The organism is Amnibacterium soli, from assembly GCF_039544415.1.
Classification (GTDB): domain Bacteria; phylum Actinomycetota; class Actinomycetes; order Actinomycetales; family Microbacteriaceae; genus Amnibacterium; species Amnibacterium soli.
In genome coordinates, this window is record NZ_BAABLP010000006.1 from 81836 (window position 1) to 93365 (window position 11530).

Genomic DNA, 11530 nt, shown 5'->3' on the forward strand with positions numbered 1-11530 from the left:
CATTCTGGTCAGGGTGCGGCCGGACGGAGTCTGCGCAGCACGGCCGGCGTGCGTCGCGGGACCCGAGCCGGGCGGTCGATGAGGTGGTCCGCGGCGAACCGGCGCAGCGCGGCGGTGGCCGCGGAGCGGGGTGCCGCGTCGGGCAGCGTGCGGGCGGTGAGGAGCGCGGCGTCGCAGGCGGCCGCGTCGGCGGGCACCAGCGTCACCTCGTCGATGCCGCCGAACCGCTGCAGGCTCGCGCGGATCTGCCCGCCCGCGCCGAGCCCGACCGCGCTCTGCCGCACCTTGCCGATCACCGCGTGCACCCGGTGCGGGTCGACGAACTCGACCAGGTCGCCGAACGCGCGCACGTAGCGGGCCAGCCCGACGGGGTCGCCCGCGCCCACCGCCACCACGGTGTCCGCAGCCCGGACCGCCGCGATGGTGGCCGCGTTGCGACGCGGTGCGAAGAGGTCGCTGACGATCTCCTCGTCCGCCTCCAGGTTGAACCCGGTGTCGACCACCGTGTGATCGGCCCACGAGCGGCACTGCTCGAGGACCTTCGTGACGCGGTCCGCGGACAGCTCCGGCCAGCGGGCGGGACGGCCGATGCCGGTGAGCACGAGCAGCTCCCCGCGCGTGCACCGGTACCGCTGCGCGACGCGATCGAGCTCGGCCCCGGTGAGGGCGCCGGCCGCGGCGAGCCGGCAGGCGGCCGCGAGCCCGGGGGCCTCGTCGAGCAGCCCGAGGGACGGGGCGACCGCCGCACCGACCGTGTCGGCGTCCACCAGCGCGACCCGCAGCCCCGCGGCGGCGAGCTCGCTCGCGAGCGCGATCGCGGTCGTCGTCCTGCCCGGCGCGCCGGCCGGACCCCAGACCGCGGTCACCCTGCCGGGCGCCCGTGCGGCGTCCGGCGTCTCCTCCGGGGGCTGCGGCGCGGGCAGGCCCTGCTCGATCCGGGCGCGGATGTCGCCCGCGTCCACTGTCGCGTCGAGGGGCTCCCGCACGCCGAGGGAGGCGGCGTGCCGGCGGCCGCGCTCCCCCTCCGCGAGCACGACGACCGCGGCACCGGCGCCGGCGGCAGCGAGCAGCAGCGGGCTGTCGAGGTGCCGCGGCTCGGCGCTCGCGATGAGCACCGCCGGTCGGAGCCGGGTGAGCGCCTCCGCCGCGTCGCCCGCTGCGGGCGGCCGGGCCACGACCAGCAGTCCGGCGGCGCCGAGCTGCGGCAGGAGGCGGTCCTCGACGTGAGGTGCGAGGGACAGGACCGCGGGTTCCGCGGTCACGGCGCCTCCCCGCCGATCTCGACCGCGGCCAGCCGGGCGCCGCCGGCCTGCGCGGCGAGCACGGCGGCGACCTCGTCCCGCGGCACCTGCAGCTCGACCGAGTCCTCCTTCGCCCCGGCGATGAGGCCCGTCGGCGACACGACACGGGCGACCACGGCGTCGTCGACGAGCACGACGGGCGGGGCGTAGCGGTTCTCGTTCGGATCGCTCTTCGCCGCCGACCAGAGATCCACGGTCGAACCGACCGCGACGCCGGCCGCCAGCGGCGACGCGAGGTCGACGACCACGGTCGCCGATCGCACGGCGGTCGCCGTGCCCACGGCCGAGCGCGGCACCATCTCGCCGGCTGCGACCGCCCGGGTCGCCACGAGCCCGCCCTGCGGCAGCGCTCCCGAGAGGTAGAGCGCGGCCGCGTCGCCGAGTCGGACCGTGGCCGGTGCGAGACGCGCGGCGGTCACCTGCTCCCCCGCCAGGATCGGTCCCTCCGCCCGGTAGACGACGACGGTGCGGGTCAGCGCGCCGACGAGCGCGGTCGTGCCCAGCGCGGACGCGACGATCAGCGCGACGCCGATGAGCACGCGCCGATCGAGTGCGCGACGGCGGCGTGCAGCGAGTGGAAGGGCGACCATGGGAGCTCCTCGGCGGGTGTGGACGCGCCATGCTCGCGCGTCCAACGATGGCGCGTCCGCACTTATCCACAGCCCGCGATCGACCTCCTCCGGGGCCCGGACCCGGTGCCAGGATTGCCGACCATGACCGCAGCCGAGCCCTCCGACCTGGTCGGGCGCTTCCTCACCGTCGCCGAGACGGCGGAGGTGCTGCGCGTGTCCGCCACCCAGGCGTACGCGCTCGTCCGCTCGGGCGAGCTGCCGGCGATCCGGGTCGGCGCCGCGCGCATGTGGCGCGTGGAGCGCAGCGAGCTGGAGGCGTACATCCAGGCCCGCTACGAGGAGGAGCGGCGCGTGGCGAACTGGCGGCAGTCCGAGTTCGCCATCGTCCCCGAGCTGCGGCAGGGCCCGCTGCTCTGAGGCGCACGCGTCAGTCGACGCGGACGAGCAGGACCTGCGTCAGCGCGAGCACCTCGATGCGCGCGACGGCCGACGCCCGGCGCCAGCCGTCCGCCGGATGCACCGCGAGGTCGAGGTGGTCCCTGCCCACCCGGTCGATCGTCCCGGACAGCGCGCCGCCCGGGACCGTGAGCTGCACGGTGCGCCGGCGGCGGGCCAGGTCGCGCAGCACGAACGCGAGCCCGATGCGGTCGGTCACGGCACCGAGCGCGACGGGTTCGAGGCTGCGAGCGACCTGCGCGGCCGTCGGCAGCAGCGCGGCGACCGCGGACACGGGCAGCACGACCTGCGCCGCCGAGCCGACGAGGTCGCCCGACGCCCAGTCGCGGCCGACGGTCCGGGGCACGAGCTCGAGCGCGCTGCCGTCGAGCAGCCGCACCCGCAGCGCCTCGCCGGCGGCGGCGACCGCGGCGATGCGATCCCGGAGCGAGGTGCGGCCGACGCGCAGGCGCTCCTCCTCGAGCTCCGCCTCCCGCTCCTCCGCGCCGAGCCCGTGCTCGAGCTGACCTTCGAGGTCCGCGAACAGCTCGTCCCAGCGCATCGCCGGACCGTACCCGGAACCCAGGGCAGCAGCGGCGCACTTATCCACAGATCCGCGGGAGCGCTGGACGCGATGCGAAACGGTGCGCTTGGGTATGGCCACCGCCTGCCCCGGGCGGCCCCGCGAAGTCCCCGCTCGCATCGGAGTTCCCATGAGCGCCGTCCCACCGCCGACGTCCCCGTCCGGTCGTCGCCACCTGTCGGTCGTCCGCACCGACGAGTACTTCGACCGGCAGCGCACGCCGCGGTCGGAGCTGCCCGACCCGTCGATGCTCGTCGAGAACCTCGCCACGGGCGTCGTGGAGGTGCTGGGCGGCGTGCGGGACCTGGAGCAGCTCGGCCGATGGCTGTCGGAGGGCGTCTACCGCCACCTCCTCCGCCGTTCGATCATCGCGGCGCGCGGTCGTGCGGTGCGCGGGCAGATGCCGGCCCGCCCGGTGGCGGCGGTCGCCGCGAAGCGCATCACGTTCCCCGCCGACGACGTGGTCGAGGCCACGGTGCTGCTGCACGGCGCCGCCCGCACCCGAGCGGTCGCCATCCGCCTCGAGGGCATGGACCAGCGCTGGCGCGCAACGGCCCTCGCCGTCCTGTAGCCGAGCGCAGTCGCGCGCTGGTCCCGGTGCCCGCATGCGCGACTCCCGGTTCGGGAGCTGCCGCGCTCGCCCCCGCAGCTGTGCGCGCTGGTCCCAGATGCGCGCGAGCGCTCGGTCGCAACCGGGACTGCGGTGCGCAGCCGCGCGAGGACGCCGCGCGCGGAGATCCGGCGGGGCCGGATCTCCGCGTCAGGGGCTACTGGCCGCGCTCGGCGGCGCGGCGCTGCTGGCGGTTCTGCTGGCCGCCGTCGGACTGCTGCTGCTGACCGAAGGCACCGCGCGAGCCGCCCGGGCGCTGCGGCGCCGGACGCTGCGGGCCGCCGCGCTGGGGACCCCGCGGCGCCTGGGGCTGCTGCTCGATCTCCGGCAGCTCGCCGCCGAACTGCGTCGCCTGCTGCGCCGCCGCGAGCTGCGCCTTCGCCGTGGCCGCCCGCTCGAGCAGGCCACGCTGGTTGCGCACCTCGACGCCACCGTCGTCGGACGGGGCGGTGAACCGCAGCGTCTCCTGCGGCGCCGACGCCGCCTCCAGGCCGCGGGCCGCGACGCCGCCCGGCTGCACCTCGACCTCGAGGTTGAACAGGAACCCGACCGACTCCTCGCGGATCGCGCCCATCATCGTCTGGAACATGCTGTAGCCCTCGCGCTGGTACTCGACCAGCGGGTCGCGCTGCGCCATCGCCCGCAGGCCGATGCCGTCCTTCAGGTAGTCCATCTCGTACAGGTGGTCGCGCCACCGGCGGTCGATCACCGACAGCACGACGCGGCGCTCGAGCTCGCGCATCGCGTCGAAGCCGAGCTCGTCCTCGCGCTGCTGGTACGCGATGCGCGCGTCGGAGAGCACCTCGCGCTTCACGAACTCGCGGTTCACGCGGCCCTTGCTGCCGGCCTCCGCGAGCACCTCCTCGATCGTGATCGAGATCGGGTACAGCGTCTTCAGCTCGGCCCAGAGCGCGTCGAAGTCCCAGTCGTCGCCGGAGCCGTCGCCCGTGTGGGAGTCGATGACGTCGCCGATGACCGCCTCGAGGAAGGTCTGCACCCGCACGTGGATGTCGTCGCCCTCGAGGATGTGGTGCCGGTCGCCGTAGATCGCCTCGCGCTGGCGGTTCAGCACGTCGTCGTACTTCAGGACGTTCTTCCGGATCTCCGCGTTGCGCGCCTCGACCTGCGACTGCGCGGAACGGATCGCGCGGGACACGACCTTCGACTCGATCGCCAGGTCGTCCGGCACCCCGGAGCGGCCCATGAGCGCCTCCGCGGCGCCCGCGTTGAACAGGCGCATCAGGTCGTCGGTGAGCGACAGGTAGAAGCGGGACTCCCCCGGGTCGCCCTGGCGGCCGGAGCGGCCGCGAAGCTGGTTGTCGATGCGGCGCGACTCGTGACGCTCGGTGCCGAGCACGTAGAGGCCGCCGACCTCGACGACGCGCTGCGCCTCCTGCTCGACCTCGGCCTTCACGGCGCTGAACACGCCGTCCCACTGCGCCTCGTACTCGTCGGGCGTCTCGGAGGGGGACAGCCCGCGGGCGGTCATGGCGGACACCGCGAGGAACTCCGCATTGCCGCCGAGCATGATGTCGGTGCCGCGGCCGGCCATGTTCGTGGCGACGGTGACGGAGCCGAACCGGCCCGCCTGCGCGACGATCGCGGCCTCGCGGGCGTGGTTCTTCGCGTTCAGCACCTCGTGCTTGACGCCCTTGCGGGCCAGCAGCTTGGAGAGGTACTCGCTCTTCTCGACGCTCGTCGTGCCGACGAGGACCGGCTGGCCCTTGCGGCTGCGCTCGGCGATGTCCTCGACGACCTGCGCGAACTTCGACTGCTCGTTCTTGTAGATCAGGTCGGACTGGTCGATGCGCCGCATCGGCCGGTTCGTCGGGATCGGGACGACGCCGAGCTTGTACGTCGCCATGAACTCGGCGGCCTCGGTCTCGGCCGTGCCGGTCATGCCGGACAGCTTCTTGTAGAGGCGGAAGTAGTTCTGCAGCGTGACCGTGGCGTAGGTCTGGTTCTCCGCCTTGACCTGGACGTTCTCCTTGGCCTCGATCGCCTGGTGGATGCCCTCGTTGTAGCGACGGCCGACCAGGATGCGGCCGGTGTGCTCGTCGACGATCAGCACCTCGCCGTTCATCACGACGTAGTCCTTGTCGCGCTTGAACAGGGCCTTCGCCTTGATCGCGTTGTTCAGGAAGGAGATGAGCGGCGTGTTCGCCGACTCGTACAGGTTGTCGATGCCGAGGTAGTCCTCGACCTTCTCGATGCCGGGCTCGAGCACGCCGACCGTGCGCTTCTTCTCGTCGACCTCGAAGTCGGCGCCGGGCTTCAGCTGCTTCGCGAGCTGCGCGAACTCGGCGAACCACCGGTTCGCCTCGCCGCTCGCGGCGCCGGAGATGATCAGCGGGGTGCGGGCCTCGTCGATGAGGATCGAGTCGACCTCGTCGACGATCGCGAAGTAGTGGCCGCGCTGCACGAGCTCGGCGGGCTGCCACGCCATGTTGTCGCGCAGGTAGTCGAAGCCGAACTCGTTGTTCGTGCCGTAGGTGATGTCGGCCTGGTACTGCTCGCGGCGCTCCGCGGGCTCCTGGCCGGACAGGATCACGCCGGTCGTCATGCCCAGGGCGCGGAAGACGCGGCCCATGAGCTCCGACTGGTAGGACGCGAGGTAGTCGTTCACCGTGACGACGTGCACGCCGCGCGACGCGATCGCGTTCAGGTACGCGGGCATCGTGGCGACGAGCGTCTTGCCCTCGCCGGTCTTCATCTCCGCGATGTTGCCGAGGTGCAGCGCCGCGCCGCCCATGACCTGGACGTCGAAGGGGCGGAGGCCGATCGTGCGGCTGGCTGCCTCCCGCACCGCGGCGAACGCCTCGGGCAGCAGGTCGTCGAGGCTCTCGCCGTTGGCGTAGCGCTCGCGCAGCTCCGCGGTCTCGTTCCGCAGCTCGTCGTCGGAGAGGTGGCGGAAGTCCTCCTCCAGGTGGTTCACCTGGTCGACGATGCGCTGGAGCTTCCGGAGCACGCGCCCCTCGCCCATCCGCAGGGCTCGCTCGAGCACGTTCGCCATGTGGGATCTCCCTCCGGCCCGGCTGCCGCTGCCGGGATGGCGCTGCCGGATCGTCAGCCAGAAAGGTTACCAGCGGCCCCCCAAGCGGGGGCGCGACCCCGGACCTTCGGCGCGGCTCGCCGTTCGAGGGGCGCCCCCGATGCGTCGGAGGACGCTGGATCGGCCCGATTCTCCAGCGCCCGCGTGTCTGGATGGGCCGTCACAGAACGGAGGGTCCCCCGTGCCCGTCACCCGCCGCACCCTGCTCGCGACCGCAGGCGCCGCATCGCTCACCACGCTCCTCGCCTCCTGCGCCGGCTTCTCGGGCCAGCCCTCCGGAGGCTCCTCGAAGGGCTCGGGCACCCTCACCTTCACGACGTGGGCCTCCGACACGGAGAAGACCGCCTACACGAAGCTCATCAAGTCGTTCGAGGCGTCGCACAAGGGCATCACGGTGAAGCCGAACTTCGTCCCGTACGCCCAGATGTTCACGAACATCGACGCGCAGCTGTCCGCGGGCAACGCGCCCGACGTGTTCCGCGCCGGCTACGGCCAGATCGGCGGCTACGCGAAGCAGGGCCAGCTGCTCGACCTCACCCCCTCGCTGGGCAGCGAGAAGAGCCGCTTCATCCCGGCCTTCTGGGAGGCCGTCAGCTACGACGGCAAGCCGTACGGGGTGCCGCAGCAGACGGACACCTCCGCGATCGTCTACAACAAGTCGCTCATGGCGGAGGCGGGCTACACCTCCTTCCCCGACTCCCTCACCTCCGCGTGGTCCTTCGAGGAGTTCGCGGCGGTGATGACGAAGCTGCGCGCGAAGCTGCCCGCGTCGAAGTACCCGTTCGCCGACAACTGGCAGCTCGCCGGGTCGCCCCGGTGGCTCTCGTGGCTGTTCGCCGCCGGCGGACGCCTGCTGACCGAGGACCTGACGAAGGCCGCCGTCCCCTCCGCCGCCGGCACGAAGGCGCTCGACTACACGAAGGCCTTCTTCGAGAAGAAGTGGGTGCCGCAGAACTCGAGCACGAAGTCGAACACCTACGCGGACACGACGTGGCTCGCCGGCTCGACGGCGATGGTCTCCGCGGGCAACTTCCTGCTGCCGGAGTTCACGGGCGCGAAGTTCGACTGGGGCGTCACCTACCTGCCGAAGGACCAGCGCGGCGCCGACGACCTGGGCGGCAACGCGCTCGTCGCGACGAAGGGCGGCAACACCGAGCTCGCGACCGAGTTCCTGAAGTACATGGTCAGCGACGAGGCGATGAGCACCTTCTGCGGCGAGGCGCTCGAGCTGCCGACGCTCACGAGCCTCGTCGGCAAGGACCTGAGCTGGGACGCGCCGAAGGGCGTCATGCCCGTGTTCGTCGACCAGGCCACCACGATCACCGCGGCCGACGTCGCCCAGCTCACCGTGCCCGCGTCGGCCGGGATCACCACCGTGCTGACCGACCAGCTCGAGGCCGCGTTCCGGCAGGGCCAGTCGACCGCGACCACGCTGCAGAACATCGCGGCGGGCGTCGAGAAGGCCATCGCGTGATCCCCCTCCGGAGGAGGACCCGCCGGTGACGGGAGTCGCCGCCGGCGGTGCCGTCGCCGCCGCGACCGCCCGTCCGCCGCAGTCGCGGCGCTCGGGCCGCCGTCGTGCGCGCTGGCGGGAGACGCTGCTCGGGTACTCCTTCGCGGGGCCGAACCTGCTGCTGCTCGGGCTGTTCCTGCTCTACCCGCTCGGCCTCGCCGCGGTGCTGTCCTTCACCCGGTACACCGGCTTCGGCGCACCCGCGTGGATCGGCATCGGCAACTACGCGGACCTGCTCTCCGACGCCGTGTTCTGGCGGGCGCTGGCGAACACGACCGTCTTCACGGTCGCGACGCTCGCGCTCTCGCTCGGGCTCGGTCTTGCGATCGCCGTCCTGTTGAACAGGGCGCTGCCCGGCCGCGCGCTGTTCCGCACGATCGTCTACGCGCCGATGGTCGTGTCCGGCGTCGCCTCGGGCCTGATCGGCGTGCTGATGTTCGACGAGAACACCGGCGTCGTCGACAAGGCCCTGATCGCCGCCGGCCTGCCGCCGATCCCATGGCAGTCGAACGGCACGGCGGCGCTGATCGCGGTCATCCTCATGACCGTGTGGGGCCGGACCGGGTTCAACATGGTCATCTACCTCGCCGGCCTGCAGGGCATCGGGCAGGAGCTCTACGAGGCGGCCGAGCTGGAGGGGGCGAGCGCCTGGCAGCGCTTCCGCTCCATCACCGTGCCGCTGCTCGGGCCGTCGACGTTCTTCCTCCTGATCATGAACGTCATCTACTCGTTCCAGGTGTTCGACCTGGTGTTCGTGCTCACCGGCGGCGGACCCGGCAACGCGACGACCATGCTCACGACCTACGCGTACGCGAACGCCTTCACGACTCGTGCGCAGGGCTACGCGGCCGCGATCGGGATGGTGCTGCTGGTCCTGATGCTCGCCTTCGCGGCTGCGCAGTGGCGGCTGAACCGCGGACGGGACGTGACCGAGTGACCGCCGCGACCCAGCAGCGCGTCCGTGCGGGCAGCGGCGGCATCGCGACGACCCGCTCGGGCCACCTCCGGTCCCGCAAGCGCCGCGATCGCACCACGACGATCGTGCGGTTCGTGATCGCCCTGATCATCTGCGCGGTGATGGCCTTCCCCTTCTACTGGATGGTCGTCGTCGCGCTGTCCCCCAAGGACGACCTCTTCTCGAGCGTGTTCAAGCTGTGGCCCTCGCGGCTCACGCTCGACAACTTCACGGGCGTCTTCGCGTCGTACGACATCGTCACGTGGCTCGGGAACTCGCTGGTCATCACCGTGTTCGTGACGGTGCTCGGCGTCGTCGTGAACCTGCTCGCCGGGTACGCCTTCGCGAAGCTGCGGTTCCTCGGGCGCAACGCGATGTTCTTCGCGGCGCTCGCCACGCTCGTGCTGCCGGTGCAGGTCACGATGGTCGCCCAGTTCCGCCTCGTCACCGACCTCGGGTTCTACGGCACCTACTGGGCGGTGATCCTCCCCTCCGCCGCGACGGCGACCGGCGTGTTCCTGGCGCGCCAGTTCATCCTCGGGATCCCCGACGAGCTGCTGGAGGCGGCGAAGATCGACGGCGCCGGATCCTTCCGACTGTTCCGCTCGATCGTGCTGCCGCTGTGCCGCCCGCTGATCGCCGTGCTCGTGGTGCTGATCGCGATGGCCACCTGGAACGACTTCGCCTGGCCGCTGATCGCGCTGAAGCAGGACTACCTGTTCACGCTGCCGATCGGCCTGCTGTTCCTGCAGGGGCAGACGACGCCCGACTTCACGCAGGTGATGGCGCTGTCGCTGGTGACGGTGGTGCCGATGATCGTGCTGTTCCTCGCCACCCAGCGGTACTTCGTGCAGGGCATCGCCCGCAGCGGCATCCGCTGAGCGCCTCGCTCACGCTTCTCGCCGCGCGACGCGTGTCGGCGCGGCGAGAAGCGTGAGCGAGGTCCGGGTCAGACCGCGGCGCCCGCCGTCGCGAGGATCTGGTCGCTGACCTCGCGCTGGCCGTCGAGCGCGATGACGCCGTAGCTCCAGCCGACACGGCGGTAGACGACGCTCGGCTCCCCCGTGGACACGTCGATGAAGAGGAAGAAGTCGTGGCCGACCAGTTCCATGCGGTCGACCGCGTCCTCGACGGTGAGCGCCTCCGCCGGGAACTCCTTGCGGCGGATCACGACGGGGCTCTGCGACTCCTCCTGCTCGTCCCCGCCGAGCGACGCCTCCTGCGCGCCGCCCTCGGCGACCGGCCGCAGCAGGTCCGCGTCGGCCGGGACCACGCCGTGCGCGGCGAACTCCTGCGTGCTCGCATCGCGCAGGCTCTCGAGCCGGTTGCCGTGCCCGCGGTGCAGCTTCCTGCGGTCCTTGGCGCGGCGGATGCGCTCCATCAGCTTGTTGAGGGCTACGTCGAACGCCGCGAACTTGTCGGCGCCGGAGGCCTCGGCGCGCACGACCGGCCCCGGTCCGATGAGGGTCATCTCCACGCGATCGTCGCCCGCGGTGCCGTTCGTCTCGTGGTGCCGGCAGAGCCGCACCTCGAGCGCGAGCGCCCGATCAGCGAGGTGCTCGACCCGTTCCGACTTCTCCTCCACGTAGGAGCGGAAGCGGTCGGTGATCCCCACGTTGCGGCCGATGAGCGTGATGTCCATCAGGACCTCCCTCTGTCGCGGCGCGCCGCCCTGATCGGACCTCCTGGTCGCCTGACGGCGGCCCGCGGAGGGCCGGGCGGTCTTCTTCGACGCCGTTACCGAACGCTAGACCCGCTGCCCTGCGCGCGTCATCACCCCCGTCGGGACCCCCATCGGTCTCATGGCGCGCACGCCGGGGACTCACCGGAGGGGCGTGCTCGCGACCGTGGCCGCGCCGACCGGCGCACCGCCCGCTGCGCGCACCGCCCTGGCCGCCTCCGTCAGGGTCGCGCCGGTCGTGACGACGTCGTCGACGAGCAGCACTCGCCGCCCGTCGAGCCGCATCCGCGCCGCGGTGCCCCGCTCGACGTTGGCGAACCGCGCGTCCCGGCCCAGCCGGACCTGGTCGCCGGGACGGCGGACGAGCCGCAGCGCGTCCACGTGCGGCAGCCGCGCGCGGCACAGCAGGAGGCGGACCGGGTCGTAGCCCCGCTCGACCGCGGAGCGCCGCGTGCGGGGCATGGGCACGAGCAGCAGGCCGTCCCCGTCGACGCCTGCGACCGCCGCCTCGACGGCGGCCCGCAGCGCTTCGGCGAGCGGTGGAGCCAGGCCCGTGCGGCCCTCGTTCTTGAACGCCACGAGCACGGGCTGCACGACGCCGCGGTACGCGAGCGCGCTCGTGACCGGCAGCCGGTCGACCGTGCGCAGGGTCACCCGGGGTGCGAGCCGCGCGCGGCAGTCCCGGCAGAGCGCGGGCCCTGCGGCGCCGCAGCCGGCGCAGTCGACGGGCAGCACCAGCTCCTGCAGGAACCCCGCCAGCCGGGCCGCCGTCCGCTCCATCCGAGCAGCATGCGCGCGCCGGGAAGGCGCCGATGTGGGGAGGAGCGG

Annotated in this window: 11 protein-coding genes; 5 read left to right on the plus strand and 6 right to left on the minus strand. The window is 72.7% G+C overall.

The features are described from left to right. Positions 1–8 precede the first annotated feature (8 nt). Positions 9–1262 (minus strand): nucleotide-binding protein, encoded by a 1254-nt coding sequence (locus ABEA53_RS13615; protein ID WP_345481796.1) that lies wholly within the window; start codon positions 1260–1262, stop codon positions 9–11. Next, on the minus strand, positions 1259–1891 hold the full coding sequence (locus ABEA53_RS13620) for a hypothetical protein (RefSeq protein ID WP_345481797.1): 633 nt from the start codon (positions 1889–1891) through the stop codon (positions 1259–1261). The genes ABEA53_RS13615 and ABEA53_RS13620 overlap by 4 nt, the downstream gene beginning before the upstream one ends. Before the next feature lie 123 nt (positions 1892–2014). Between ABEA53_RS13620 and ABEA53_RS13625 the strand changes: the two genes are divergently transcribed. Continuing rightward, the gene (locus tag ABEA53_RS13625) at positions 2015–2290 is read left to right on the plus strand and encodes a helix-turn-helix domain-containing protein (protein ID WP_345481798.1); all 276 of its coding nucleotides are present in this window, start codon (positions 2015–2017) and stop codon (positions 2288–2290) included. Between the two features lie 10 nt (positions 2291–2300). Here ABEA53_RS13625 and ABEA53_RS13630 read toward each other — a convergent pair whose 3' ends face one another. Continuing rightward, the gene (locus ABEA53_RS13630) at positions 2301–2870 is read right to left on the minus strand and encodes a hypothetical protein (RefSeq protein ID WP_345481800.1); all 570 of its coding nucleotides are present in this window, start codon (positions 2868–2870) and stop codon (positions 2301–2303) included. A gap of 151 nt (positions 2871–3021) precedes the next feature. Here ABEA53_RS13630 and ABEA53_RS13635 point away from each other — a divergent pair, with 151 nt between their 5' ends. Further along, positions 3022–3462 carry an Rv3235 family protein gene (locus tag ABEA53_RS13635; protein ID WP_345481801.1) on the plus strand — a complete coding sequence of 147 codons (441 nt, stop codon included), beginning with the start codon at positions 3022–3024 and terminating at the stop codon, positions 3460–3462. Positions 3463–3658: 196 nt separating this feature from the next. On the opposite strand, the gene secA is transcribed toward ABEA53_RS13635, so the two are convergent. Beyond that, complete coding sequence (secA, locus tag ABEA53_RS13640; protein ID WP_345481802.1) at positions 3659–6514, minus strand: preprotein translocase subunit SecA; 2856 nt, start codon at positions 6512–6514, stop codon at positions 3659–3661. Between the two features lie 220 nt (positions 6515–6734). Here secA and ABEA53_RS13645 point away from each other — a divergent pair, with 220 nt between their 5' ends. Genes ABEA53_RS13645 through ABEA53_RS13655 form a run of 3 tightly spaced genes read left to right on the plus strand, consistent with a single transcriptional unit; the run spans position 6735 to position 9902 of the window. Beyond that, positions 6735–8027 (plus strand): ABC transporter substrate-binding protein, encoded by a 1293-nt coding sequence (locus ABEA53_RS13645; protein WP_345481803.1) that lies wholly within the window; start codon positions 6735–6737, stop codon positions 8025–8027. Positions 8028–8052: 25 nt separating this feature from the next. Beyond that, a complete protein-coding gene (locus ABEA53_RS13650; RefSeq protein ID WP_345481804.1) occupies positions 8053–9003 on the plus strand; it encodes a carbohydrate ABC transporter permease in 951 nt (316 codons plus the stop codon). After that, on the plus strand, positions 9000–9902 hold the full coding sequence (locus tag ABEA53_RS13655) for a carbohydrate ABC transporter permease (RefSeq protein WP_345481805.1): 903 nt from the start codon (positions 9000–9002) through the stop codon (positions 9900–9902). Before ABEA53_RS13650 ends, ABEA53_RS13655 begins: the two co-directional genes overlap by 4 nt. A gap of 68 nt (positions 9903–9970) precedes the next feature. Here ABEA53_RS13655 and hpf read toward each other — a convergent pair whose 3' ends face one another. Together hpf and ABEA53_RS13665 are read right to left on the minus strand one after the other, a co-directional pair. Continuing rightward, positions 9971–10663, minus strand: coding sequence for a ribosome hibernation-promoting factor, HPF/YfiA family (hpf, locus tag ABEA53_RS13660; RefSeq protein ID WP_345481806.1), 693 nt, complete (start codon positions 10661–10663; stop codon positions 9971–9973). A gap of 180 nt (positions 10664–10843) precedes the next feature. Further along, complete coding sequence (locus ABEA53_RS13665) at positions 10844–11482, minus strand: ComF family protein (RefSeq protein WP_345481808.1); 639 nt, start codon at positions 11480–11482, stop codon at positions 10844–10846. Between the last annotated feature and the right edge of the window lie 48 nt (positions 11483–11530).